General features: G+C 36.5%; 27 protein-coding genes and 1 pseudogene. 12 read left to right on the forward strand and 16 right to left on the reverse strand.

Annotated features, from left to right (window positions below):
• The first annotated feature begins 66 nt into the window (after positions 1-66).
• The 3 genes from A5482_RS12835 (at position 67) to A5482_RS12845 (ending at position 3,039) form a co-directional block, all read left to right on the forward strand.
• On the forward strand, positions 67-2,097 hold the full coding sequence (locus A5482_RS12835) for a mechanosensitive ion channel family protein (protein WP_069791760.1): 2,031 nt from the start codon (positions 67-69) through the stop codon (positions 2,095-2,097).
• Between the two features lie 202 nt (positions 2,098-2,299).
• On the forward strand, positions 2,300-2,608 hold the full coding sequence (locus tag A5482_RS12840) for a carbon dioxide-concentrating mechanism protein CcmK (protein ID WP_069791759.1): 309 nt from the start codon (positions 2,300-2,302) through the stop codon (positions 2,606-2,608).
• A 74-nt stretch (positions 2,609-2,682) separates the two neighbouring features.
• On the forward strand, positions 2,683-3,039 hold the full coding sequence (locus A5482_RS12845; RefSeq protein ID WP_069791758.1) for a carbon dioxide-concentrating mechanism protein CcmK: 357 nt from the start codon (positions 2,683-2,685) through the stop codon (positions 3,037-3,039).
• A gap of 49 nt (positions 3,040-3,088) precedes the next feature.
• On the opposite strand, the gene A5482_RS12850 is transcribed toward A5482_RS12845, so the two are convergent.
• The 6 genes from A5482_RS12850 to bchB form a co-directional block, all read right to left on the reverse strand.
• The gene (locus tag A5482_RS12850) at positions 3,089-3,340 is read right to left on the reverse strand and encodes a 2TM domain-containing protein (protein ID WP_069791757.1); all 252 of its coding nucleotides are present in this window, start codon (positions 3,338-3,340) and stop codon (positions 3,089-3,091) included.
• 61 nt (positions 3,341-3,401) lie between these two features.
• Entirely contained in the window at positions 3,402-4,388 is a 987-nt protein-coding gene (locus A5482_RS12855; protein WP_069791756.1) for a cysteine synthase A, read from the reverse strand.
• Positions 4,389-4,573: 185 nt separating this feature from the next.
• A complete protein-coding gene (locus A5482_RS12860; RefSeq protein WP_069791755.1) occupies positions 4,574-5,371 on the reverse strand; it encodes a creatininase family protein in 798 nt (265 codons plus the stop codon).
• A 197-nt stretch (positions 5,372-5,568) separates the two neighbouring features.
• Complete coding sequence (gene fni, locus A5482_RS12865) at positions 5,569-6,600, reverse strand: type 2 isopentenyl-diphosphate Delta-isomerase (RefSeq protein WP_069791754.1); 1,032 nt, start codon at positions 6,598-6,600, stop codon at positions 5,569-5,571.
• Between the two features lie 9 nt (positions 6,601-6,609).
• The gene (gene surE, locus A5482_RS12870) at positions 6,610-7,287 is read right to left on the reverse strand and encodes a 5'/3'-nucleotidase SurE (protein ID WP_069791753.1); all 678 of its coding nucleotides are present in this window, start codon (positions 7,285-7,287) and stop codon (positions 6,610-6,612) included.
• Between the two features lie 307 nt (positions 7,288-7,594).
• Positions 7,595-9,121, reverse strand: a complete 1,527-nt coding sequence (bchB, locus tag A5482_RS12875) for a ferredoxin:protochlorophyllide reductase (ATP-dependent) subunit B (protein WP_069791752.1) — start codon at positions 9,119-9,121, stop codon at positions 7,595-7,597.
• A gap of 161 nt (positions 9,122-9,282) precedes the next feature.
• Between bchB and A5482_RS12880 the strand changes: the two genes are divergently transcribed.
• The 3 genes from A5482_RS12880 to A5482_RS12890 all read left to right on the forward strand — a co-directional run bounded on the left by A5482_RS12880 (position 9,283) and on the right by A5482_RS12890 (position 12,668).
• Positions 9,283-10,134, forward strand: a complete 852-nt coding sequence (locus A5482_RS12880) for a serine/threonine protein kinase (RefSeq protein ID WP_069791751.1) — start codon at positions 9,283-9,285, stop codon at positions 10,132-10,134.
• Positions 10,103-11,398 (forward strand): serine/threonine-protein kinase, encoded by a 1,296-nt coding sequence (locus A5482_RS12885; RefSeq protein ID WP_141712712.1) that lies wholly within the window; start codon positions 10,103-10,105, stop codon positions 11,396-11,398. Before A5482_RS12880 ends, A5482_RS12885 begins: the two co-directional genes overlap by 32 nt.
• 235 nt (positions 11,399-11,633) lie before the next feature.
• On the forward strand, positions 11,634-12,668 hold the full coding sequence (locus tag A5482_RS12890) for a hypothetical protein (RefSeq protein WP_069791749.1): 1,035 nt from the start codon (positions 11,634-11,636) through the stop codon (positions 12,666-12,668).
• On the opposite strand, the gene A5482_RS12895 is transcribed toward A5482_RS12890, so the two are convergent.
• Positions 12,669-13,316 (reverse strand): HAD-IA family hydrolase, encoded by a 648-nt coding sequence (locus tag A5482_RS12895; RefSeq protein ID WP_069791748.1) that lies wholly within the window; start codon positions 13,314-13,316, stop codon positions 12,669-12,671.
• 92 nt (positions 13,317-13,408) lie between these two features.
• Between A5482_RS12895 and psbN the strand changes: the two genes are divergently transcribed.
• Positions 13,409-13,540, forward strand: coding sequence for a photosystem II reaction center protein PsbN (gene psbN, locus A5482_RS12900; protein WP_069791747.1), 132 nt, complete (start codon positions 13,409-13,411; stop codon positions 13,538-13,540).
• A 63-nt stretch (positions 13,541-13,603) separates the two neighbouring features.
• On the opposite strand, the gene A5482_RS12905 is transcribed toward psbN, so the two are convergent.
• Positions 13,604-13,942 (reverse strand): ferredoxin-thioredoxin reductase catalytic domain-containing protein, encoded by a 339-nt coding sequence (locus A5482_RS12905; RefSeq protein ID WP_069791746.1) that lies wholly within the window; start codon positions 13,940-13,942, stop codon positions 13,604-13,606.
• 360 nt (positions 13,943-14,302) lie between these two features.
• Between A5482_RS12905 and A5482_RS12910 the strand changes: the two genes are divergently transcribed.
• Complete coding sequence (locus A5482_RS12910; protein ID WP_069791745.1) at positions 14,303-15,196, forward strand: ATP adenylyltransferase family protein; 894 nt, start codon at positions 14,303-14,305, stop codon at positions 15,194-15,196.
• A 52-nt stretch (positions 15,197-15,248) separates the two neighbouring features.
• Positions 15,249-16,058 carry a DUF3598 family protein gene (locus A5482_RS12915; protein WP_069791744.1) on the forward strand — a complete coding sequence of 270 codons (810 nt, stop codon included), beginning with the start codon at positions 15,249-15,251 and terminating at the stop codon, positions 16,056-16,058.
• A gap of 70 nt (positions 16,059-16,128) precedes the next feature.
• Here the strand turns inward: A5482_RS12915 and A5482_RS12920 are convergent, their stop codons facing one another.
• The 3 genes from A5482_RS12920 to A5482_RS12930 all read right to left on the reverse strand — a co-directional run bounded on the left by A5482_RS12920 (position 16,129) and on the right by A5482_RS12930 (position 17,214).
• Positions 16,129-16,299 (reverse strand): hypothetical protein, encoded by a 171-nt coding sequence (locus tag A5482_RS12920; protein ID WP_201150100.1) that lies wholly within the window; start codon positions 16,297-16,299, stop codon positions 16,129-16,131.
• A 97-nt stretch (positions 16,300-16,396) separates the two neighbouring features.
• Positions 16,397-16,696: an RNA recognition motif domain-containing protein gene (locus tag A5482_RS12925; protein WP_069791743.1), complete on the reverse strand. Its 300-nt coding sequence runs from the start codon at positions 16,694-16,696 to the stop codon at positions 16,397-16,399.
• A 176-nt stretch (positions 16,697-16,872) separates the two neighbouring features.
• Positions 16,873-17,214, reverse strand: coding sequence for a metal-sensing transcriptional repressor (locus A5482_RS12930; protein WP_069791742.1), 342 nt, complete (start codon positions 17,212-17,214; stop codon positions 16,873-16,875).
• A 196-nt stretch (positions 17,215-17,410) separates the two neighbouring features.
• On the opposite strand from A5482_RS12930, the gene A5482_RS12935 reads away from it, so the two are divergent.
• Positions 17,411-17,809, forward strand: a complete 399-nt coding sequence (locus tag A5482_RS12935; RefSeq protein ID WP_069791741.1) for a hypothetical protein — start codon at positions 17,411-17,413, stop codon at positions 17,807-17,809.
• Positions 17,810-17,904: 95 nt separating this feature from the next.
• On the opposite strand, the gene A5482_RS12940 is transcribed toward A5482_RS12935, so the two are convergent.
• Positions 17,905-18,729, reverse strand: a complete 825-nt coding sequence (locus A5482_RS12940; RefSeq protein WP_069791820.1) for a YaaW family protein — start codon at positions 18,727-18,729, stop codon at positions 17,905-17,907.
• Positions 18,730-18,869: 140 nt separating this feature from the next.
• On the opposite strand from A5482_RS12940, the gene A5482_RS12945 reads away from it, so the two are divergent.
• On the forward strand, positions 18,870-20,087 hold the full coding sequence (locus tag A5482_RS12945; RefSeq protein WP_069791740.1) for a molybdopterin molybdotransferase MoeA: 1,218 nt from the start codon (positions 18,870-18,872) through the stop codon (positions 20,085-20,087).
• A 21-nt stretch (positions 20,088-20,108) separates the two neighbouring features.
• On the opposite strand, the gene A5482_RS12950 is transcribed toward A5482_RS12945, so the two are convergent.
• The 3 genes from A5482_RS12950 to A5482_RS12960 all read right to left on the reverse strand — a co-directional run bounded on the left by A5482_RS12950 (position 20,109) and on the right by A5482_RS12960 (position 22,250).
• Entirely contained in the window at positions 20,109-20,642 is a 534-nt protein-coding gene (locus A5482_RS12950) for a dihem cytochrome c family protein (RefSeq protein WP_069791739.1), read from the reverse strand.
• A gap of 131 nt (positions 20,643-20,773) precedes the next feature.
• Positions 20,774-21,853 carry a glycosyl transferase gene (locus A5482_RS12955; RefSeq protein WP_069791738.1) on the reverse strand — a complete coding sequence of 360 codons (1,080 nt, stop codon included), beginning with the start codon at positions 21,851-21,853 and terminating at the stop codon, positions 20,774-20,776.
• 85 nt (positions 21,854-21,938) lie between these two features.
• Positions 21,939-22,250, reverse strand: a complete 312-nt coding sequence (locus tag A5482_RS12960) for a hypothetical protein (protein ID WP_369816753.1) — start codon at positions 22,248-22,250, stop codon at positions 21,939-21,941.
• A gap of 83 nt (positions 22,251-22,333) precedes the next feature.
• On the opposite strand from A5482_RS12960, the pseudogene A5482_RS12965 reads away from it, so the two are divergent.
• Positions 22,334-23,645: pseudogene (locus A5482_RS12965) on the forward strand (IS701 family transposase).
• Positions 23,646-23,660: 15 nt separating this feature from the next.
• Here the strand turns inward: A5482_RS12965 and A5482_RS12970 are convergent.
• A complete protein-coding gene (locus A5482_RS12970; protein WP_069791736.1) occupies positions 23,661-24,347 on the reverse strand; it encodes an Npun_R2821/Npun_R2822 family protein in 687 nt (228 codons plus the stop codon).
• Positions 24,348-24,523: the final 176 nt, after the last annotated feature.

Raw genomic sequence — 24,523 nt, forward strand, 5'->3', positions numbered from 1 at the left:
TTCCCCAATTCAACAAACCTTGTACTAATATAATAACTGTCCTTTACAAAAAGACACAATTAACCCATGCGTAAACTAATTACCAAATATCTGAGTATCTTTGTTCTCAGTCTGATTTTTATTGTTAACTTTACTCCCCAAGCCTTAGCTCAGTTTCCTTTTTTTAATTTGCCCACCAGTAGCGTGGTAGATTTTCCCGAAACTCCCGAATGGGATTTAAATAAAGCTCGTCCTTGCGGAAAATATTGGTGTAGTGATGTTTATCTCTTTGGTAATTCCGAAATCATGGAAGAACAATTAACCCTTGCTTTGCCCAGAGAATCGGAAAAAACATCCGCCGAAATTGCGATCGATGTTGAACAAAGAGCCAAATTTGTACAAAATATTTTTGAAGGAATTTTTCGGAATATTATTCAATCTAACTCCTTTGAATTTTCAGACGAAAGACAATCCCTCAGTTTTTGGTTTTTAAATAGAGAAAAACCTCGACATCCATTTACTCCCATAGTAGAAGTAGGAACAGAAAATAATCAAACCGTTGTATTTGTACCCAGACAACCTGATTTAGGTTTATCATCCCAAGCTCTTGTCACTGTAACGGGCATAGATGCTAGTGCCAACGCTTCTACCATCGAAGAGTTGGGGGAAGAATGGAGATTAAAAGTATCTAACTCTATTAGTGACGCACTCTGGGGAGCAGAAATGAATCATCAACAACCCCTAATAAGATTGCAAATATCGGTAATAGTTGGAATAATTGCTCTTATTTTTATAATTTTAGTTAATAAGTTCAAAAGATTTATCAAAAAAATAGCCAAGATACTAAGACAAGAGTTACAGGATATAAAGGATACTTTAACAGTTGATCCTGAAGCTCATAAAAAAGATGACGAACAAACTCAAACTGATACAGAAACAAAAACTCGGAACTATACTCAGCCTTTGTCAGGAAGAATATCAACTAAAACTCAACCCATATCAAAAAAAATACAAACCTTTAGAAGGTTATTAGGACGAGTCTTTAATCAAAGTATTAGTAATGGTATTCAAGTTATCTCCGATGGTTTACAAATACCTACTCAAATTTTACCCACGGTTTACCAGCAAACCCAAAATGTAATTAAACAACAGTTAAATTTAATTCAATTACTTCTTCGGGTTTTCCTCTTAGGGCAAATTACGGCAATCTTAATAAGTATAGGAACTATCGTTATCACTTATAGAGAAACCCGTTATTTATTCAATCTGTTTTTCTCTCAAGCAATTTTGGTTCCGATAATCTGGATTTGTATTGTGTTGGTTGACAAAATCGGAGACTTTTGGATTGATTCAATACTCAATAGATGGGCTAGGGAAAAACAAGAATTATTCCCTAATTCTAATCGCCCTACCCTTAGGGTTAATACTTATTCTCCTGCTTTGCAAGGGGCAACAACTTTTATTTTCACAGTTATCGGTATTTCACTAACTTTTGCTTTTACGGGGTTAAATCCGACGGTAATAGCGGGGGCAGGGGCCGCAGCGGTGGTGTTTGCTTTCCTTTCTCGTAATCTTTTGGAAGATATGCTTAATGGTATTTTAATTTTATATACTGACCGTTTTGCTGTGGGAGATGTGGTAGAAATTAATGGTTTTGCTGGTTGTGTAGAGAGTATGAATCTTTATGCTACTTCTTTGCGTAATTTGGATGGACAGTTAATCGTAATCCCGAATGGTCATATCTCCACGGTGGTTAATATGACTAAAAATTGGTCTAGGGTTAATTTTACCATTGAAATTGCTTGGGATCAGGACATAAAAACCGCTACCAATTTAATTCAAGAGGTAGCTGAACAACTCTACGAGGAGATAGAATGGCAGGAAAAAATCCTTGAACCTGCTGATATTTTGGGTATTGAAAAGGTTTCCCATGATGGTATTATGATTCGACTTTTAATTAAAACTTTACCAGCGGAACAATGGGCTGTGGGTAGGGAGTTACGATTAAGAGTTAAGGAGGCTTTTGATAGGAGTGGAATTTCTTTGGGTATTCCTCAAAGGGAAATTTGGCATCGAGACTCTAATCAATCTAATGGGTTTAAGGTGGAAAAATATTAGATTGGGGTGAGAGGTTTGAGGTTAGGTACTTTTTGGTGGTGTATCCTCCTTAAGTAAGTCTATGTTTTGCTTCTTAGTTTCTGATAATTAATACTTATTCTTGGATTATGATTTCTAAATTCTAATTAACCATAGAGATCTATCTATTAAGGGAAATTTGTGGGATAATTGTGAGGTTTAATTAAAAAAAGTATAGTTATCCATGCCTGAAGCAGTAGGAGTTATTCAAACTTTGGGTTTTCCCTCTATCTTGGCAGCGGCTGATGCGATGGTTAAAAGCGCCCGAGTTACCCTTGTTTATTTTGATAAGGCGGAAAGTGGTCAATTTGCGATCGCCATTAGGGGTGCTGTATCAGAGGTTAATCGAGCCATGGAGGAGGGATTAATGAAGGCGGAGGAAGTTTTTGGCGGTGAAGTGATGACCCATTACATTGTCCCTAATCCTCCCCCTAATGTGGTGGATGTGTTACCCATTGCCCATAATGAGGTTTCTAATCCTTATCGGATGTAAGCCTTTTGACCATTATTAAACCATTAAAATTAAGTTTTTATATCTAAATAAAATTATAGGAGTATATATAGATTATGCCTTCACAATCAGCCATTGGTTCTATTGAAACCAAAGGATTTCCCGGTATTTTAGCGGCAGCTGATGCCATGGTAAAAGCTGGTAGAGTTACCCTTGTGGGTTATATCAGGGTGGGTAGCGCTCGTTTTACCGTGAATATTCGTGGGGATGTTTCCGAAGTTAAAACCGCCATGGCAGCAGGAATCGAAGCGGTGAAAAAAGCCGAAGGTGCTACCCTCGAATCTTGGGTAATTATTCCCCGTCCTCACCAAAACGTATGTGCGGTATTACCCATTGATTACACTGATGAGGTAGAAACCTATCGTCAAGCCGTAGAAGGCAATACGGCTCCTTATCTCCCTTCTCGGTCATAAATTTTAAAGGGTTGAACAATGTTCAACCCCGGTGGATGTTGGAGATAATTTAATTTTTGGCTTTGGTGTAATTGGCGATCGCACTTATATAGATAAAATGTGCAAGGAGAATAACAGCCCAAATACCTGTTAGCCAAGTAATCCAAGACCATTGGGCGTGTTGCAGGTTATGGAAAAACCACGCTCCCGAATTGACAGCAGTAAACAAAGCAACATGAACTGCAAAATTCATGCGATCGTCTAATTTTCTATATTTGAGGTCATTTTCTCGATCTGGTTCCCGGGGCCAACGTGGAGGCATAATTTCTTTTCAATACTAACTTCAATTTCTTGTCTATTTTATCTCAACCTTAGAGTGATGGCTATGGGCGCGAAGAATCAACCTTTAAACCTTTGGATGCTAACCATTCAGGGTTATAAAGCCGAGACTGATAGCGTCCGCCCCCGTCACACAACACCGTTACAATCCGATGACCAGGACCTAGTTTTTTGGCTACAGCCACCGCCGCCGCTACATTAATACCCACAGAGCCACCCATAAATAAACCTTCCTTGTACAGTAACTGATAGATAACCCTAATGGCCTCTTGATCATCTATTCTCACCGCATCATCCATGGGTACTCCCTCCATATTGGCTGTAATGCGACTGTTACCAATACCCTCGGTGATGGAGTTGCCCTCAGCTTTCATTTCTCCTGTTTTCACGTAACTATATAAACCACTGCCCATGGGATCAGCTAAAATACATTTTACATAGGGATTTTGATCCTTCAAAAATAAAGATACCCCAGCAAAAGTTCCCCCTGTACCAGTAGCGGCTACCCAAGCATCAATTTTATGGTCAGTTTGTTCCCAAATTTCCTTTCCTGTGGTTTCATAGTGCGCTCGGCGATTAGCAAGGTTATCAAATTGATTAGCCCAGATGGCGTTGTCCATTTCCTCTGCAATGCGCCCCGATAGTTTAACGTAATTGTTAGGATCTCTGTAAGGCACCGCAGGAACTGCTCTCACCTCTGCCCCAAGGGTTCTAAGGGTATCCATCTTTTCTTGGGATTGAGTTTCAGGAATAACAATAATACATTTATAACCTTTTGCATTACAAATATGAGCAAGTCCGATGCCCGTATTCCCTGCCGTACCTTCTACCACGGTGCCTCCCGGTTTTAGTAAGCCTTTTTCCTCCGCTTCTTTGATGATATACAAGGCAGCTCTATCTTTTACCGAACCACCCGGATTAAGAAATTCGGCTTTTCCTAATATTTCGCATCCTGTTTCTTCACTGAAGCTATTTAAACGAATTAGGGGAGTATTACCAATGGTGCCGACGAAGCCTTCTTTAATATCCATTATGATGTACGTTGCTTTTTTTATCTTTATCTTTTCTAATTTTTCTATCTTACCGAAAAATGAATAGTCTAAATTATTGGGCATTGCTGAATTTAGATATGATTTTTGGTTTGGGTGGGGAATAGGGAATGGGCAATGAGCAACGGTGGCAATATTTTGAATACCTGACTATGACCATCATTACACTATGATTGTGGGTATTTATATATATCTTCGATTAATTCTATCCAGCCCTTGGTAAGGGATTCTAAAATGCGATCGCCTTTATCCTTTGTCGCCACCGTCGCATCACCAATTACTCCACTTTTGCTCAACTCTTTTGTTACCCAGGGGAAAGGTAAACGCCCCTCAAGGGATAACAAACTATCCCCCGCTAAATCCTTCGCATATTCTTTTACCGCCAAATCCATTTTCACCTGATGGGGCAAAAGAGACAGCATCAAACTCGTCTCCGCATCCCCTGCATGAATCCCTTCCTTTCCTTCCCTCTCCGTCATCAAATCTTTAGTAATATGAGGTACACGCCAAGTAAAAAAAGGAAACACCAAAAAATCATGATGCTCTTGGTGCAAATCACGGCTAATAATATCTAATATCTGGGGTTGTCCTCCATGGGAATTCATCAAAACTAACTTACGAAATCCCGCTCTATAAATACTCTCGGCTGTTTCCCTTAATACCCTTAACAGAGTTTCTGCGGATAAACTAATAGTACCGGGAAAGTCTAAATGTTCGTTAGATTTTCCATAATAGAGAGTCGGTAAAGCATAGGCTGGGATTTTAGGAGATAAACCCTCTAAAGCCTTCCCTAACACCCCCTGACTAATAGCCGAATCCACCACCAAAGGAAGATGATGTCCATGTTGCTCGATCGCCCCTATGGGTTGAATTATCACCACATTTTCTTTATCTGACATCTGCTCAATTTCTTGCCATGTGAGATAGGCAAAAAAACGCTCTGGGGGAATAAAACCGTGAATCATAATATTATTTCGGAATAGGTAATAGTAAAAATGTTTTAAATATTGAATGCTTATTATAATTCAATAAGTAAGTAGGCATAATTAAATCGATTTAGGCAAGGGGTTTAAACCCCTTGTTCATAAGAGTCTTAATAAAATAAGAGCTATAATTAATTTCGCCAACCTACTGAATATTTTGTACTATGGTTAATCAAATTTTATAGTTGTCGTAAACTTTTGTTTAAATTGGATAAGTCTTTACTTCCTGTACAAAAAAGAGTGGTTTTTATCTCTGCATTTAATAAATTTACCAGAAAATCAAGGGCTTCAGTAGATTCCGTAGCCGCCTTGAGGAAAGGATAAGCCAAACCTACTAAATCTGCCCCAAGGGCAATTAATTTGGCTACCTCCAACCCGTTGCGAATCCCCCCCGAAGCAATGAGGGGAATATCAGGATATTTACGTCCTATATTTGCCACACAGTCGGCGGTAGGTATGCCCCAATTTGCAAAAGTTTTGCCTAGTTGTCTTTGTAAAGCATTGTCAGCCCTTTCGCTTTCTACCATCGCCCAAGATGTGCCTCCTGCCCCTGCTACGTCGATGGATTTTACCCCCACATCAATTAACTTTTTTGCCATATCAACGGAAATACCATTACCCACTTCCTTGGCGATGACAGGTACAGGTAAATTTTCACACAGGTTCGCAATTTTGTTTAATAAGTCTTTGAAGTTGGTATCCCCTTGGGGTTGGATACATTCTTGGAGGGGATTAATGTGCAAGATGAGAGCATCGGCTTCAAGGATTTTTACTAATTCGAGACATTCTTTATAACCATAGCCATAGTTTAGTTGCACTGCACCTATATTTGCAAATAATAATATATCGGGTGCGTGCGATCGCACTTTAAATGTGGAGGCAACTTCAGGTTTTTCGATAATAACACGACCTGAGCCAATACCCATGGCGAGGTTATATTTTTGGGCAATTTTAGCTAATCTTTGATTAATTAATTGAGCATTGGTGGTGCCTCCTGTCATGGAGGAGATAAGGAGGGGAGAATTTATTTTTTTACCTAAAAATTGACTACTAATATCAATTTCTTGATAGTCTAATTCAGGCAAACAGACATGGTTAAAATGATATTTTTCCAAACCATTAGTAACGGCATCGCATTGTACTTTTTCATCTAAACAAATACGAATATGATCATCTTTTCTTGTTTGCGTCTGTGTTTGAATTTCTCCCATTTTTTATGCTTAAACCTTTACTAAACTAACAGCAATTTTACCAGAAAAACATACATCAATATCGCTATCTTTTTCTTTTTTCCTTTGACTATAGTTCCCTTGATAAAAGTAAACGTTATTTTCTTGCTTAAAGGTTAGGGGCAAAGGGTATTTACTGGGTTGACAAAATACTATTTCTGTGTCTGTTTGGTAAGGGAATAAATGGGGCAAATTAACATTCCAAAAATGCCCTTTTGGCAATTCTTTTGATAACAATAAATCTAATACTTTTTTAGTTAATTTACTTGTTAAAATCCAGTCATTTTTTTGAGGACTTTTGATATAATGAGACAGGGCGATCGCCTTTAAACCCCCAATAGTTGCCTCTCGCACCGCTGCCACCGTACCAGATAAATATATATCTACCCCCAAATTTCCCCCTGCATTAATGCCCGACAACAGCCAATCTGCATCAGGGGCGAGGGCTTGAATGGCTAAACGGGCGCAATCAGCGGGGGTACCATCCACACTATAAGATTGATTTCCCCTGTCTTCTACTGCAATACCCCGACGGGTAGTAATTTGATGTCCACAGCCCGAATACTCCTTGTTAGGGGCAATAATATATTTATCCCCCTCCACAACATTAGCGAGGGCTTTTATACCCTCGGCTTCAATCCCATCATCATTAGTTATGACAAATTTCATTAGTACTGCTGAATTTAGATATGATTTTTAGTTTAGGTGGGGAATAGGGAATGGGCAATAGTGATCATATTTTGAATATTATTAAATACTTATCATAATGCGATAGTATTTCATCTTATGATTAAGCAATACCTGACAGCTTAATAATTAATTTCCCCTTAACCCCAATCTTTTTTTCATGATTAAAGTCCCCCAGAATTGGGGGATTCAGGGAGCAAAATGATAATTTGTTTCGTACAACTTGGTATTACTTATCAATTCGATAACATTAATCTACCGTAATTATCCATTATCAATTATCAATTGTTTACGCCCCTACCGATTCCTTGGCAGCATACATCACCTCAAGAGAAATTTGATCAAAATTTCTTTCACGGGCAAACTTTTCAGTGTTGCGTTTTACCTTACCACGGACAAAACCAGGTACTTTGTTTAATTCCGCTTGGGCTTCTTTTGTCCAATTTAAATCAGAATCTGCAGAGATACCCTTAGTAATAACTTCTTTAGTATCATGACCACCAAATATTTCTAAAAGATGATCTTCCATACCGAGGGTAAAAGAATTATAAACCAAATCAGTAATTTGATTTGTACCTTCATAACCCAAGAAAGGCTTGTAACCGATGGGGAAGTTTTGGATATGGATAGGGGCAGCGATTACACCGCAAGGAATGCCCAAACGTTTACCCACATGGCGTTCCATTTGTGTACCAAAGATGGCGGAGGGTTCTAATTTGGCGATCGCATCTGCTATTTCTCCATTATCTTCGCTGATCAGGATATTATCACAAAATGGCTCTACTTCCTTCCTAAACCATGCTTCATCATACTTACAATAAGTACCAGCCAACACCACATCAATACCCATTTCCCGTACCAAAATTTTTGTCATGGCGGCGGCGTGGGTATTATCTCCAAAAACAACGGCCTTTTTGCCTGTCAAATTTTGGCAATCGATAGAGCGAGAAAACCAAGCTGCTTCGGATACTTCAATGGTTTGATACTCAATTAATTCTTCATAGTCAACATTACCCCCCTGCTGGTTTATTACCTTCGCCATGGCACGGATACAACGGGCTGTTTCTACCACTCCCATGGGGGTTATATCCACATAGGGCATTTCATATTCTCTTTGTAAATGTTCGGCTGCCATCAAGCCTAATTCTCGATAAGGGATGAAATTAAACCATGCACGGGGTAGGTTTTGTAAGTCTTCCACACTGGCTTTGTCGGGGATAATCATGTTGATTTCGATACCCAAGTCAGTCATTAATTTTTTCAACTCTCGACAATCGTGGTTGTTATGAAAACCGAGGGTGGAAATACCGATAATATTCACGGAAGGATTAGCCGTTTTTTCTCGATTTATAGTACCTTTTTTTTCTGCTTTTTCAAGGTAAAATTTAACGATTTGGGCTAAAGTGCGATCGGCTGCTTGTAATTCGTTATAACGGTAATGGTTTACATCCGCTAATATGACATCTCCTTTTGAGTTAAGTTGCGCTCGGCTGACAAAGTTTTCCAAATCTTCTTGTAAAATGCTGGAAGTACAAGTGGGAGTTAAAACGATTAAATCTGGGCTTTCTTCTTGATCTTTACGTACAATATTATCAATTACCTTTTCCTGTGAGCCCCTAGCAAGTACGTTGCGATCGACTACACTGGTAGTAACAGGGGTAAAATTCCTTTCCCTTTCCAACATAGAGCGCATTACATTAAAATAGTCGTCTCCAAGGGGTGCGTGCATTATAGCATGAACATTTTTAAAAGAACTGGCAATTCGTAGAGTGCCGATGTGCGCGGGGCCAGCATACATCCAGTAAGCTAGTTTCATAGAAAATTATCTCCGTGTGGGTGTCCATTCGCTTCTTTTTCTAGTGTGCTATCTATATCCCTTGTCTGCGCTTTTCATTTACAAATATTCACGGGACGAAAATCTAGGGGCAATATTTTGTAAAATATGACTATATATTGAGTTAAGGCAGTTCTTTTGACATGGTTGATTGTTGTCGCCCGAATCCCCCTTGTATTAATTTTTGTCGTCTGGATGGTCATTTACTTAAGGGAAAGGGAGTTATTATAAATCCTGAGAGTGGAAATCGTTACGAAGTATTAAGGGTTTTGGCGCAAGGGGGTATGAGTACCACCTATTTGGTTTATAACTATGCCATGGAAAAGTTGTGTGTGTTGAAGGAGATTGATTCGGATTTGTCTTCTATGGCTAAGGCGAGGGAACTTTTTCAGCGAGAAGCTAGAATTTTAAAAAGTTTAAGCCACCGGGGCATTCCTTTGTTTTACGATTTTTTTGCTTCTAAAAACTACTATTCTTTGATTATGGAGATGATTTATGGGGATAGTTTGCAAATGGTTAATCCCCGTAGTGAAAAGGAGGCGGTGGGTTGGATGCTTCAACTAGCCAAAATTCTTGATTATTTACATAATCTTCCTAAGCCTGTGATTCATCGGGATATTAAGCCTAGTAATTTGATTTTGCGCCACAACCCAGAGGAGATTGTTTTAATTGATTTTGGGGCGGTAAAGGAGGTTACTCAAAAACCAGGTACACGCATTGCTACGGCGGGTTATGGTTCTCCTGAGCAAAAAAAAGGATTATCCTATATACAGTCGGATTTTTATGGGGTGGGTACTACTTTAATTTATCTTTTGACTCGCAAGTCTCCTACTAAGTTTTTTAATCCTGTGTTAAATCGTTTTGTGGGCTTGGAAAAGGCTGGTATTTCTTCCCCATTGGTGGAAATCATTAATTTTTTAACTCAGTTTGATTATACCAAACGCCCCCAAAGTGCGATCGCCCTTGTTGATTTATTTACTCAATTTCGCAAATAAAAAATGTCTGAAAAACCTAGCCAAAAAACTACCATTGAGCAAGATAAATAAGACAAAAATCGAGATTACAACAAAGATTGAAAATCAATCATTTACCACCAAAATAGAAGCCTTAGAAGATTCTTTTCCTTTTGATGATATTACTGAAACATATCAAAGAAAAAAGCCTGTTGACCCTTTTATTGGTCAAAAATGTGGAGAAAATCAAGAGTATTTGATTGTTAAATTTATTGCTAAAGGAGGAATGGGAAATATCTATCTTTGTATCAATCAATCCGAAACTATTGATGCAGATTTTGTAGTTGTAAAATTTTTAGATAAAGAATGTTTAGAAGCTGATAATAAAGAAGAAATTATCCAGAGATTTAGAAGAGAAATAAAACTTCTTTCTAGTCTTAATCATCCAAATATTGTTAATATTTTAGACCAAGGAATTTACCCGTTACAAGAAGAAGAAAAAATCTATAATATCCCTTTTTTTATTATGGAATATTTACAAGGAGAAACCCTTAGTGATTACTTAATTAAAAAACGGCAAATAACCATCGAAGAATCTCTTTTTATTATTACCCAAATTTTAGCAGGGTTAAGAATTGCTCATAATCAAGGCATTATTCACCGAGATTTGAAACCAGATAATATTTTTTTAATTCCTACTCTTAATAATAAGCATATTGTTAAAATTCTTGATTTTGGCATCGCCAGAAAAATAGATAGTATGAGTGTCGTAAGACTCACAAAAATGAATGATTATTTTGCTACTCCTTATTATGTTTCTCCAGAGCATATTAATGGTGTGACTCAATTAGATGCTAGAAGTGATATTTATAATTTGGGTCTGATATTCTATGAAATTTTAACAGGTAATAAACCTTTTACTGATTATGATGATTTGTTAGTTACTAAGGGCTGGTTAGGGGTTCATAATCAAAAGAATCCTATCCCTCCAAATCAACAGTTTGGCTGTGATAATATACCACTCATTCTTAATAATATAATTCTTAAATGTTTAGCTAAAAAACCCGATGATAGATACCCTAATGCTGAAGATATTTTAACTGAAATCGTCAATTTTCACCCTAATATTAAAAACATTCACACCACAAAAAAGTACAATAATATCTCAAAAAAAATATTTTTGAATGGGCTAATATTTAGTTTTTTGTTAGGAATTGTTATAAGTTTATCAACCTTTTTTATTATTAATGCTATTAATAATAATGAACAAAGTTTGATGAACAATCAATATATCCAAAATCATTGAATGGCAATATATCACAAAAGTCTTGTAACGGAGAGGAGCGTAAGGTTGACTTTTATAAGAGCAACCTAACACCAATAAAATAAATTACTTCATCTGTGCGATCGCATGCTACAATCACATCAATATTACTTGGTAAATGCGATCTCGTTAAAAAATAATGGTAACTATCATCAGAAAAATGATATTTTAATAAAAGTCTCAATTTTACGATTACAAGGTTAGGGAATATTACAAAATGGTCGAAGTTGCTCCTTCTACGGTAGAAATTGCCGAGGCATTAACTATGCCCGTGGATTTAGAGTTTGAATTACCAGATCCCGAGGACGAAGAAATTGCTGAACATGACTTTCAGCAACAGGTTGACGATGTCTGGAAAGTGTGCGATCGCTTCGATTTACAAACAGATATATGGCGTGGTAGAATCCTAAGAGCAGTAAGAGATAGAGAAAAATTTGGCGGAGAAAATCGGGGCGCAGGTTTTCTTAACTGGCTCAAAAATAGAGAAATTAGCAAAAGCCAAGCCTACGCACTGATTCAGTTAGCTAATAGTGCAGATACCCTTTTAGCAGAGGGAAATTTAGAACCTGAAGCTATCCAAAACTTTAGTAAAAGAGCCTTTATCGAAACCGCCAAAGCAGAACCAGAAGTACAAAAATTAGTTAGTGAAGCGGCTCAGAATGGCGATCGCATTACCCGCCGAGAAGTAAAGCAACTAACCGATGAATATACCGCCATGAATTCGGACTTTTTGCCCGATAACGTCAAGGAAAAAGCCGTGGATGGCTCTTTACCTCCCCGTCACCTTGCCCCCCTCGTCAAAGAGATGGAAAAGCTATCGGATGAACAAATTGAAGATATTAAGAAGGAAGTAGAAGCATTTCCAGACATTGACACCGTCAAAAAAATGACCTCCACCGCCAAAAGTTTGGCAAAATATATCGATTCTGCTTCCCAAGTAGAAACCCTCAGAGATTCCCCCGTAGATTTAGAAATGGCCCTAGATGAAGCCATGCGTCTCGACTGCCTCAGCATTACCGCCGACTTGGTTAAACAAGCCACTAACCTAGAGCAAAATGTGGCGAAACTTTATACTTTGTGGAAAAAAGTTGGTAGTATTTCCGATCGCCTTTACGTGGAAACAGGCTCCAGTAGTCCTAATTTGCGATCGCTCCTTACCTGTTTAGAAAGACTAACCAGCGAAGTAATAGAAGTAAAACTCGATGAAGGAGGAGAAAAATTAGTTCGCCTCAGAGTCATGACAGAAGAGTAATTAAACTGTAATCACATCCTCATCGATTACCATCAATAAATCACGGGGATGATTAATCAAAAAATTGGGCTGGTACTCCTGCAAAATTTCCGCTGAGTTAAAGCCCCAACTAACCGCAATCACCTTGATTTTACTTTTTTTCGCCGATTCAATATCCCTCGTTTCGTCCCCCACATAAAAAGTATTTTCCAAAGATAACCCATGGTTACGAATTACCCTATTAATAGTGCGATGCTTGCCAAACAAACTGTTACTAGAATAAACAAATTCAAAATAATCCTTCAATCCATTGCGACGAAAAAATTCTTGCGCACTTTCTTCCCAATTAGAAGTAATAACCCCCAACGTATATCCCCTCTTGTGCAACTCAGTGAGAGTTTCCTTCATCCCCTCAAAAGCTGATAAATAAGCAACCTGTCCATTTAACTCCTTCTTAATTTTTTTCATCAAAAAAGGAATTTTATGAAGAGCCACAGGAGATTGTTTAATAATATCCTTCGAGCTAAGATTACTTAACCTCGCCACCTCTGATTCATCCACCAATGGGTAATCAAACTGTAAAGCCAACTCATTGACAATCTCCACCAAAGTCGAGAAAGTGTCAGCAATTGTACCATCAAAATCAAAGATAATTGTTTTTTCTACCATTAGATATACAAAGAAAAAGAGAAATATTGCGAAAAGTTAAGAAGGAATGTCAAAATAAGGGATAGTATTAAAAAAAATAACAGTAAAAATATATGGATACCGCAACAGTCGTTGCCTCTACAATTGCTATTACCCTTTTAGCAATCACAGGCTTTTCAGTCTATACAGCTTTTGGGCCTCCCTCAGCACAATTAGACGATCCTTTTGAAGATCACGAAGACTAAAATCTAACTAGAGACGTTATCAGAAACGTCTCTAAACTTTGTTTGGGGATAGATGAAGAGAAATTACTGAACCCCTTGTAAATCTTCCCAAGAAATTTCTTGCTTTTCCCCCGCAAACTCATTATCAGGGGTAATAAATAACATACAGTGACACTCTTTTCTTTCTCGCATGGGTACACAAGGACAATTCCAAAAAGTATTTTTTACCTCTGCTTCTTTATCTTCATAATGACGACAAGGACAAAGGGGCGCACCTAATTCTTCTTTGTGCTGTGCTAAACCTTGAATAACTACGGCAGTGACAGAAGGCTCAGAGCAAAAATATGTATCTGTACGTTTTGCATACTGTTCGGCAAAATTTTTCATCGCCTCTAGCTTTTTATTTTGATTATCTGAGGTCATAGTTTAATGTATTTTGATCCTTTTTTATTTTCTCTGTCACTATTTTACCTTAATCGATGACTTCAATTTTTGTCTTAGTCTTTTTCCCTCACAAAAACAATGTTGCGGAATTTAGATATAGATATGATTTTTAATGTGGAGAGTAATGGCAAACAGATGGGAAAGATGTCATTTTGTCAAACAATAACTACTCTAATTTTTTTCTTCCCCATCAAGCAAAACTTCAAAGTTTTTTCTCTATATTTAAGAATTTGACTTTTTAATTATCAATGATTATCAAAAATTGTTACCAAAGAAGCTAATAGTAACAAGTATATTATAAACTATATCTTGGTTGTGAATAAGACAAATTAGGAATTTATGGGTGACAACAATCTTGATTTATGGAGCAAAATAAGTGCGACAACCATTCAAGCTCTTGAAGAAAAAGCATTAAAACCAATTGAAACTCAATATGAGTTTTTAAAGGAAAATAATATTAATTTTTTGATTAGGATTTTAGATAATATTACGAGAAAAGAGAAGGCTAAAAAAATACAAAAAAAACAGCAAAAAGAAAGCAATTATAATCCTTTTTTACCCTATGAAGAAGAACTTTATGTTGATGATTTAGGGGATAATCATGTTTGTATTTTAAATAAATATAATGTTGTTAATAATCATGTTTTAATTATTACCCGTGATTTTGAACCTCAAGAAAATTTATTAAATTTAGCTGATTTAGAATCTTTTTGGACGGTATTACAGCAGGTGAGCGGTTTAGGTTTTTATAACGCTGGGCCTTTAGCTGGTGCATCTCAACCCCATAAACATTTGCAGGTGATTCCTTTTCCCCTTGCTCCTAATTTTCAAGGTTTTCCCATGGAAAAGTTAGTGTTGAATCATCGCTCTAAATTACAAGATTTTGACATTGTCACCCTTGACGAATTGCCCTATGTACAAGCGATCGCCTTTCATAACCTCTTAGGAAAATCTAGTTTAGAATGTGCCAAAATAACAGAAGAAATATATTATAAAATGTTAGATTATTTAACCATAGAAAATAATGGAAAAACTTCCCTAGGTAATTATAATTTATTGATAACAAAACAGTGGATGATGATGATTCCGAGAACGAAACCAAAAGCTCAATCAATTTCTATTAATTCTCTTGGATTTGCTGGGGCTTTACTGGTCAAAAATCAAGAACAGTTAGAGATTATTAAAGAGTATAAACCTTTGCATATCCTCAAGCAAGTAGGTGTTGAGAAATAGCTTTTAGGGGTTAACAAGTTATAATAATTGAGGTTATTTTTCAAAAATATTTATGTCTTCACAGTGGGAACGTTTATTAAAAAATAGGGGAGTTTGGTTAGGTTCTTTTACTCAGTTTTCCTCTCGGGGTGAGTTTATCAAAGATACCCCCACGGAAATAAAGTTAGAAGGGTTAAATGAAGATAAAACCATTCGCCTGACGGTAACAAGATTGGGGCAAGATACACCGCCCCATGTCAATGAATTTACTTATCTTAACCGCAGTATTTTCTTATTTGAGGAAGGACATTTTGCCAAAGGTAATATGCAATTTAGTCCTTTTGCTAATTTTGGGGCGGAATTTGGCTTTTTTAAGGGCGATCGCCGCCTACGCATGGTACAGTTATTTGATAAAGAGAGTAACTTTGAACAAGCTACCCTGATTAGGGAATTTCGAGAAAATACCCCCAAAAAAGAAAACCCGGCTCTTTCATTAGAGCAACTGGTGGGAGAATGGCAAGGGGAAGCTGTCACCCTTTATCCAGATTGGCGAGAACCTGAAAGGTATTCTACTCACCTGATATTAGAAGAAACAGACACTCAAATAAAACAAACCCTAAAAACCCCTTACCTAGAGTTTACCTCCACCGCCTCTGTGGAAAATAATGCTCTTACTTTTTCTGAAAGGGGACAAGACATTAGAAGTCTATTATTACCCCATGGTGCTTCCCTCACCGTACCCCTAAAAATTAACCATCGTCAACCTTTTTTCCTTGAATGTGGTTGGTTAGTGGAACCCCATCAGAGGTTAAGGATTATCCGCCGTTATGACGAAACGGGGGCATGGCAGAATGTTACCTTGGTAACTGAATTTAAACAATAACAAACACCAAAAAACCACCCCTAGTTAAATAGTGGTGGCTTATCAGTCACAAAAAATTACTCTGGCTAGATTAATTTTGGTCTTTGTTTTCTGTATTGTTAGACTGCTCATTAGAACCACTGGAACTGTTATAATCCCTTCTTTTAAACTTAGAATTAAAACGGGTAGTTTTTTTTCTAAACTGACGAGCGTAAGCCTTATTACGTTCTGCCTTTTCCTTTTTAGGATTGCTTTTAGCCATTCTTTCCTCTTAAATAATATTTTTTTCTTTGATTTCCCATCTAATTAATTGAGAAATCAAACATCGGATTATAGGGTTTTAAACTATAAAATAAAGCCTAGAAGCGATCGCCATTTCTACGACCACCACCACCTCTGAAAGAATCTTTGTTATCTTCACGAGGTCTAGCTTTATTAACCTTTAGCTCTCGACTCATCCACTCAGCACCATCTAGGGCTTCTATTGCCGCATCCTCTTGGGTTTCGTTTTCCATTTCTACGAATGCAAAACCACGCATACGACCAGTTTCTCTATCAGTGGGAATATGAACCCTTGTTACTGTACCATATTCTGCAAAGACCTCATTGAGATCATCTTTGCTTACACTATAGGAAAGATTTCCTACATATATCGACATCGATTGACGAACTCCTTAAATTGTTTAAATTGTAGAGAGCAAAGATGTTATTAATGAAGCCTATCAATAAATACGAAACTATGTAACTGTAAATACTGAGTAAAATCTTATCACTAAATCTTGATTCCCTAGGTTTAGTATAACACCAAAAACAAAATTAACCATCCCCAATTTTCTTAAGATGGCAAGAATCGATCTAGGGCAGCTTTGAGGGCTTCTATTTCTATATCAATGGTACCATCTTCTGCCGCACGGGTGATACATTCGCTCAAATGTTCATCTAAAACGATTCTGGCTACCCTATCAAGGGCTCCTCTGATAGCAGCGATTTGGATAAGGACTTCTGGGCAGTCCCGATGTTCATTAATCATAGTCTTTATCCCCCTGACGTGACCTTCGATGCGTGATAGACGATTAATGACTTTGCGTCGAGATTCTTCGCTGTGAATATGTCCATGACTAGAATTTTCGACCTGGTGATTATGATGATGTTCTATGCCATGATTTACTATACCCATTCTCTTATTTTTCGTCCTAGTTATTCTAAATATTTCCTGATTGCAATTATAGTTAATTTCATCATGGACTTACTGAAATGGTTTAGCGGTATAGGGATTGAAACATTGTATTTTCTTCTGAGGGTATTAACTATATGTTATAATTCATAGTATAATCGTAACAATTTTTAATAGTATTTTAAGGAGAAATAATTTAATGGCTGGTTTATTTGGTTGGTTGAAAAGAGGAAACAACAATAACAACACTTCTCAGGGAGCTTATTTTTTAGATCCCGATGATGCGAAAACCTATGGTGATATTGAATATATGCGTAAGACTAAAACTGTACGCAGAACATTTCCTAAAACTTTAGGTAGTGAAAAAGGTGCGGAATTAATTCAAGAAGTTTCTTCTGAAAAAATGGTTAAGAAAACCGCTTTTCAAAACTCTAATAATTTTAAGAATACTCAAGGTAGTTTCAATTCTGTAGAGCAAACTTCCACCGAAAGCTCTAATACTGAGTCATCTTTTGCACCCAGTGAGCCTCAAAAACGTCGCCCTACTGATACTAATATGGATATGTTCCGTAATATGGCTAAGGGCATCAGAAAATAAATATGTGGTAGGCAATGGGAAATTAATTTTCCATGGTGATGCCTTAACTTCAATTTTCTGTTATCTATTTTTGTGGGCGTTATTGCCCACTTTTTTTATGCTCTCGTGAGTCTAATCTGGGCTAAGGTAAATATTACAGGAATAATACGGGTGTAGTTAGTGGCGATCGCCCTCCACCCCAAATCGGCAAAAAAGTAACCCCACAAAGCAGGCCCTAAAAAGGCAAAAGCACCCCTCACGGCGGTATAACGAGCAGTATTAACTATCATTCCCCGTTTAGCTACTTGTAAAGCTAACTGAGATTGAAAACCAGAAGCAAGGGCAACACCCCCTTTGATTAGACCAGTTTTCGCTACCTGATAAGTGGCAAAATGGAGCGCAAATTGTTGAGCAATTTTTTTGAGTAACCAAGACTTTAAAATTGAGCTTACCGCCACAACCCCACTACCCTTGAGGATAATTTTTAGAGGATCATGTTGTAACCTTAAAGGTAAAGGCTCAGGAGTGGTAGAATTTGCCAAAGATTTAATCACCTGATTACGGATAGAATTCTGCTCATCAGTCGGTAACTTTGCCCACGCCTTTTGTAGTAAATGCAAAAAAATCTCCGCTTCAATGTCAACGGTTGCCATGGATAAATCGTAGGGAATTTTGAGGTAACGGCAAACTTGAACTAATATTTCTCGGTAAGATACTTGATGGGTGCGACGCTGTAAAACTGTCATGCCATCTGCCGCTAAAAAACGAAATCTTTGCTCAATGGTATCTAACCAACTTGGTAAATCCTGACTTTGTACATCGATGGGGGCAGGGGTTTGTAAATAGTCGATAGGATTGAGACGACGACAAAATAAAATGTTAGTTAGTTGTTGTAATTCTTCTTCGGTAGCAACTTCTAAAGCGCTTCTAAATTCATCCACCATAGTAATTAATAATTGATAGTTGATAATGGATAATAGTGATTTTTAGGTGTTTTTTGATGTTGGTAAGATATTCAAACCTTTTATAATTATAGTTTCTGATTCATTCAGCACACCTTAATACTGACTTTGAATTTTTTATGTTACCCATCCAAGAAGCCTTTGATATTATTATCGACTATGTTAAACCATTAGAAGAAATTGAAACGGTTAATTTAAGTCAAGCCTATAATCGCATATTAGGGAAAGCAGTAAATTCTCCCCATGATTTTCCTTATTGGGATAATTCTGCCATGGATGGTTATGGGGTGCGCTGGGAAGATTTAGAAAAAATTAGGAATGGTAAGGATGTTTATTTAGAAATAATTGAAGAAATTCCTGCGGGTTATATTCCCCAGAAAAAGGTTAAATCTAATCAGTGCGCTCGTATTTTTACAGGGGCGATGATGCCTGATGGGGCGGATACGGTGGTAATGCAGGAGAAAAGCCAAAGAGATGGTAAGTTTGTCAAAATTCTTGAATGTTGCCCCAAGGGGAATTTTGTTAGGAAAAAAGGTTCTTTTTATGGGGCGAATGATGGTTTATTACCTGTGGGGGTGAAGATAAATCCCCCTGAAATGGCTATTTTGGCAACGGCTCAATGTACGGAAGTGAATGTAGTGCGATCGCCCTTAGTTGCTATACTATCCACAGGAGATGAATTAATTTATCCCCATGAAACCTTGAGTAAGGGTAAAATTATCGATTCTAACCAATACCTACTCCATAGTTTTATTAGCCAGAATGGGGCTATTTCCGTCCCTATGGGTATTATACCTGACGAAAAGGAAAAATTAGAAGGGGCGATCGCCTCTGCCCTCGAAAAAGCCGATGTTGTTTTATCCACAGGGGGAGTTTCTGTGGGGGAATACGACTATGTCAAAGAAATATTAGTTAAATTAGGGGGCAAAATATTGATGGAAAAAGTAGCTATTAAACCAGGTAAACCCCTTACCGTCGCCATTTTCCCTGACAATAAATTATACTTTGGCATCCCAGGTAATCCTGTTTCTACCATGGTGATATGTTGGCGTTTCCTAAAAAGTGTCATCTCCAAATTATCAGGGGAAACAAACTATTATGTACCCCAAATTGTTGAGGGTGTCTGTCAAGAAAACCTGAAGGCAGAGGAAAAAAGAGAATGTTATCTATGGGGCAGGGCGAATATTGTTGATGGTAAATATAATTTTAGTCTTTCTCGGGGACTTCATAATTCGGGAAATTTAGTAAATTTACAACAAACCAATGGTTTAGCTATTCTTCCCGTGGGTGTTTCCCATGTTAATCAGGGAGAGAAAATTAAGATAATGTTAGTGTAAGAGGCAAAAGATAATAATTATTTATTGTCCATTGTCAATTGTCCTCGACTGCCATTCCTCACCCAAAGTGCGAAAGTCGAAATCTGATGCCCTAGAATGACATTCCAGACAACTGGTATGACTCACGGGAGAAGGTAAATCTACCCCTGGATGAAGGGCAAAAAAGTAACGGGATTGGGCTATGAATTTTGGTTCAGTTTCGTTAACGGAAATGGGGCGAGAATAGGTGCTTAAATATTGCCACATTAATACTTGGTTAAAACGGATAACTCCTTGTAGTCTTGTGCCGTAGTGGTTAAGGGGATTTTCAAGGATGGTTTTCCATGTGTCGGTGGGTAATACTTCTGGAGGTATGGCTAGATGACAACTTGAGCAATTTTCGAGGTAGATTTCTTTTCCTACTTTATAGTTATCGGCAACTTTATCCACGGATTTGGGTGCCATGGGGTTTGCCATTGCTTTGGTGGTAATACTGCCCATGATTGTACTCCAGCCAATGGCTACAATGGAAATTAAGATTAGTAAATATCTTTTTTTATCTTTTTTTTGTTTCATGGGGCGATCGCACTTTACTTTAGTAAAATAATAAACGTTTACTTATCATATCATCAGTTTTCTCAGTGTGTAATGAATGGTTTTTCTTTTTTTATGGTTAAATATTTATTAATTATGTCATTCAAATTACCCTAATTATTCAAATAATTAACTATTTCTTGGGCAATCACTTCAGTGCCATTTTTTCTTAATTTTTCTTTAGTCAAAGGAGGATTTAATTCTTGTTTCAAAAAAATCCAATCAGACTCAAAAAATTGTTCATTAGTTAATATTTGGTGATAACTATATTTTTTTAAACCGTCCATTAATAAAGGAGTCTCAGCAAATCCTTGTCTATCTAAAACTATCAAAGGAAGATCCAATCGCATTGCCTCTGCAAAAGTACTATAACCTGGTTTAGTCATAATTTTTCCACATAAAGGCATAAAATCTACAGGGCGAAGGTAACTATCCGTAACCTTTAACAAATTGGGTAAATCAGGGGCATTTTTATCAAAAGAAATAAATTGCCAATCAGGAAAAAGATTTAAATTATGATAGGGGATTGACTGCAAACCAAGCCCTCCAAAACTTAATAAAATTGTTTTTTCTTTGGATTTTTTTAGGTTAAATTTATTTCTTAATTCTTCTTCTGGATAACGAGGATTTCCCCCTGTCAAGCCCATATCTTCTTTGTGGTTAAAACTGCTCATTTCTTCGTGCATAGGTAGGCGAAAAAGGCGATCGCACTTGCCATAACAAGACTCTAACCACGATACTATCGGTTTAAAATTTTCCCCCCAAGGACGATAAATAAAATCCCAAGCAAAATTACTCATCATCCAACAAGGAATCCCCGCCTTCTGGGCAACTTCCGCTACCATGGCAGGAATATCAGCAAAGATTAAAGAAACTCGATTAACCCTGATAAACTCCACCTCCCCCGCCACGATTTGCCCTTGACGTTGCCGAAAATCATTCATCTTGGCAAGGGTAGCCCTCAAATCCATTTGAATACTATCCCGTTGAATTACTCCAATATCAAACGCCCTAGGACGATATATAAAATCACCATCAATATAAGACTCCAACAACCAACGGGGGGCAGTGGTAACCATTACCAATAAAATTTCAGGGTTCATCTTTTGCACCGCAGCAGCCACCGAAGCCATACGGACACAATGACCAAAACCATGGTTAGTTATCGCACAATACAATACAGGACGTGACATCAAAAAATCAATAAATATCAATACCGAATTTTAACCCATGGGAAATAGTTATTTCTTCGTTTTTACTCCCAACTTTCTAAAAACTTTATCCATAAAAGTTGGGGGGGGGATTATAAGGTTTAGGTTTGCCCACAAATTTTGGCATCTTTTCAGGCTCATGTAAATAACGATAATATAAGAAAATATCACGATAAGGAAACTCAAGATTTTCCCCTGCACATACCCTAGTAAAAACACTAGAAGGCACTCCAATATAGTGCAGATAAGTTAGTCTAACTCCCTTGTCATACAGAACATTGTTTTTATTTTCAAAATGAGGTGATGTTACTGTATTTCCTGTTTTTTGCTCTGGAGGCAATTCAAGGGCTAAGTTACATTTATTAATATTACTCATCATGGTCATATATCCCTCTTTTGTCACTTTCCGAGAGAAAAAGTGGCAAAATAAAAAGATAGTAAAAATGAAACGCAATTATGGCAATGGATATAGCTGAACAAATCAGGCAACACTTACCTCGAAATCCCACAGAAACAGTTCCTCTGATTGATAACTATTGTTCGTTTTATCGTTCTTTATTTTCTGATGTGCGTATTTAAATATTTACACTTAGGATTAATTTCAACACTCAAAAGAAAATCTTTGCCAGAAATAAGTAAAATTGTTAATGTTTCCTCTCAAGGTTTACATCATTTTTTGACAAAATCTAATTGGAATTCATCAGACTTGGAAAAAGTACGTTTAAAATATATTTTAAGTATACTGATTGATACACCGATTACAGTAATCATTGATGAAACAGGAGATCATAAAAAGGGAAATAACACAGATTATACTTCTCGACAATATTTGGGAAGCTTAGGGAAAATAGATCAAGGTATAGTATCAGTAAATGTTTATGGTCTTTATAGAAATATTACTTTCCCTTTAGTGACAAGAATATTCAAACCAAAAAAGACTCTCAAAGAGGGTGATGTTTACAAAACAAAAATAGAATTAGCAAGAGAAATTATCGAGTATTTAGTAGAGTTAGGTTTTTCTATTAATTTAGTATTAGCTGATAGTTTATATGGGGAAGCATCGACTTTAATTAATGCACTGAGACAAAATAATCTTGATTTGATTGTCTCTATTAGAAAAGACCATAGTGTTTGGATGCCAAGTTCACAGACGATAAGAGCGAATAAATGGTACAAATTTAAACGAATTTTTAGTGATGGTAAAAAAGAAGATAGATACATTAGAGAAATTATTTATGGTTTCAGAAGAGAAATAACTTATTGGCAAATTACTACTAACACAGAAACTATGCCAGAAAACAGCACTAGTTTTGTAATGACTAACATCCAAAAAACGAGAACTGAACAGAAAAAAACCATGGGAAATTTATATGGTCAACGTACATGGATAGAGTATGGATTTCGGCAGTGTAAACAAGAATTAGGCTGGACAGATTATCGTTTAACCAAGGGAGAAGATATAGAAAAATGGTGGGAAATTATCAATAGTGTTTACTGGATGATTAGCTTAAAAACTAAACCTATTACAGACTTAATTAATCAAGAAAAAATAGTAGAGACTCAAGATAAGAAAATCTTCATCACAGAAGATTGGCGTGATTTTAGTAGTTGGAAAAATACATTGATTAACTATCGAATTATGGTTAAACCAATGCTTATTTTTTGCACAATATTACCTTGGTTAAGAATAATGGAAAGCGATGTATTATGGATAGGGTTTAGTAATTTGCTCAAATACAGCAATAATTGTATGATTCATTTTCTCAGTGGATAAATTTATTTTTTCCGATTAGTTATTTCGGAAAGTGACAAAAGAGGGATAATTGAGAATAGTTTGGTCAGGAGCCCAAGGATAAATAATTTCTGCATCTCTATTTTTTATTTGATCAATTATTTTTTCTCGAAAATCTTTATTGAACAAACTTTTTTTGGAAGCATAAAAACCTGAACAAAAAATTTCTGAGTTAATTCGTTGTTCAGAAAAGATGTTAAATAATTGAAGTGAATTTACATTATACACATGAGAAGGGTCTTTATATTGAAAATCATAAACTATAAAGTCATATTCTAATAACTTATCTAAAATATAATTAAGGGAATTTAAAATTAATATATCAGCATCACAATAAATAAAATCAGAAAACATACTATTGTTGTCAAATCCACAAAATCTTGCATGAGTCCCTAACCTATGAAGATCAAAAATCCCTTTTTTTTCCCAAGTTTTTATAGCTACGGAGTTATTTTCCCAGACCTTTGTTGCAAAACTTTTCCATTCATTTAAAATATTCTGATCATTGAATAACTCAACATTCTCTCTTTTTTCAATTTCTGCTTTTACTTTTAAAGTGCGATCGTCATAAGGAATAACACAAACAGGAACATTGGTTCCATAATTAACTTCAATACTATTTAACAATGCAATTAATTGATCAAAAACAACGTCATTAGCTAATGTATAAATACCTTTATTCATAATAGTGAACGTTCAAATTTGTTGTTTTATTACTTGTTAGGTATAATTTTAGCAAGAAAAGCAGTAAATTTAATAACTTATATTTGACTTAATTTTTAACAATTAACAACATAATTTTAAATCATCAACTTATGCAATATTTTATATATAAACTTAATAGCAAAGTAAGAAGCTGT

The sequence above is a fragment of the Cyanobacterium sp. IPPAS B-1200 genome (genome assembly GCF_001747005.2).
In the GTDB taxonomy this organism is placed as follows: domain Bacteria; phylum Cyanobacteriota; class Cyanobacteriia; order Cyanobacteriales; family Cyanobacteriaceae; genus Cyanobacterium.

Bases quoted from the DNA above. Each gene is read 5' to 3' on its own strand.
- A5482_RS12955 (WP_069791738.1), bottom strand. From the start codon at position 21,853: ATGTCACGTCCTGTATTGTATTGTGCGATAACTAACCATGGTTTTGGT.
- A5482_RS12835 (WP_069791760.1), top strand. From the start codon at position 67: ATGCGTAAACTAATTACCAAATATCTGAGTATCTTTGTTCTCAGTCTG.
- A5482_RS12970 (WP_069791736.1), bottom strand. From the start codon at position 24,347: ATGAATAAAGGTATTTATACATTAGCTAATGACGTTGTTTTTGATCAA.
- A5482_RS12910 (WP_069791745.1), top strand. From the start codon at position 14,303: ATGGGTGACAACAATCTTGATTTATGGAGCAAAATAAGTGCGACAACC.
- A5482_RS12895 (WP_069791748.1), bottom strand. From the start codon at position 13,316: ATGGTAGAAAAAACAATTATCTTTGATTTTGATGGTACAATTGCTGAC.
- A5482_RS12945 (WP_069791740.1), top strand. From the start codon at position 18,870: ATGTTACCCATCCAAGAAGCCTTTGATATTATTATCGACTATGTTAAA.
- A5482_RS12920 (WP_201150100.1), bottom strand. From the start codon at position 16,299: ATGGCTAAAAGCAATCCTAAAAAGGAAAAGGCAGAACGTAATAAGGCT.
- A5482_RS12880 (WP_069791751.1), top strand. From the start codon at position 9,283: ATGGTTGATTGTTGTCGCCCGAATCCCCCTTGTATTAATTTTTGTCGT.
- A5482_RS12905 (WP_069791746.1), bottom strand. From the start codon at position 13,942: ATGACCTCAGATAATCAAAATAAAAAGCTAGAGGCGATGAAAAATTTT.
- A5482_RS12840 (WP_069791759.1), top strand. From the start codon at position 2,300: ATGCCTGAAGCAGTAGGAGTTATTCAAACTTTGGGTTTTCCCTCTATC.
- A5482_RS12860 (WP_069791755.1), bottom strand. From the start codon at position 5,371: ATGATTCACGGTTTTATTCCCCCAGAGCGTTTTTTTGCCTATCTCACA.
- psbN (WP_069791747.1), top strand. From the start codon at position 13,409: ATGGATACCGCAACAGTCGTTGCCTCTACAATTGCTATTACCCTTTTA.
- bchB (WP_069791752.1), bottom strand. From the start codon at position 9,121: ATGAAACTAGCTTACTGGATGTATGCTGGCCCCGCGCACATCGGCACT.
- A5482_RS12855 (WP_069791756.1), bottom strand. From the start codon at position 4,388: ATGGATATTAAAGAAGGCTTCGTCGGCACCATTGGTAATACTCCCCTA.
- A5482_RS12935 (WP_069791741.1), top strand. From the start codon at position 17,411: ATGGCTGGTTTATTTGGTTGGTTGAAAAGAGGAAACAACAATAACAAC.
- A5482_RS12890 (WP_069791749.1), top strand. From the start codon at position 11,634: ATGGTCGAAGTTGCTCCTTCTACGGTAGAAATTGCCGAGGCATTAACT.
- A5482_RS12930 (WP_069791742.1), bottom strand. From the start codon at position 17,214: ATGGGTATAGTAAATCATGGCATAGAACATCATCATAATCACCAGGTC.
- fni (WP_069791754.1), bottom strand. From the start codon at position 6,600: ATGGGAGAAATTCAAACACAGACGCAAACAAGAAAAGATGATCATATT.
- A5482_RS12925 (WP_069791743.1), bottom strand. From the start codon at position 16,696: ATGTCGATATATGTAGGAAATCTTTCCTATAGTGTAAGCAAAGATGAT.
- A5482_RS12915 (WP_069791744.1), top strand. From the start codon at position 15,249: ATGTCTTCACAGTGGGAACGTTTATTAAAAAATAGGGGAGTTTGGTTA.
- A5482_RS12960 (WP_369816753.1), bottom strand. From the start codon at position 22,250: ATGATGAGTAATATTAATAAATGTAACTTAGCCCTTGAATTGCCTCCA.
- A5482_RS12850 (WP_069791757.1), bottom strand. From the start codon at position 3,340: ATGCCTCCACGTTGGCCCCGGGAACCAGATCGAGAAAATGACCTCAAA.
- A5482_RS12845 (WP_069791758.1), top strand. From the start codon at position 2,683: ATGCCTTCACAATCAGCCATTGGTTCTATTGAAACCAAAGGATTTCCC.
- surE (WP_069791753.1), bottom strand. From the start codon at position 7,287: ATGAAATTTGTCATAACTAATGATGATGGGATTGAAGCCGAGGGTATA.
- A5482_RS12950 (WP_069791739.1), bottom strand. From the start codon at position 20,642: ATGAAACAAAAAAAAGATAAAAAAAGATATTTACTAATCTTAATTTCC.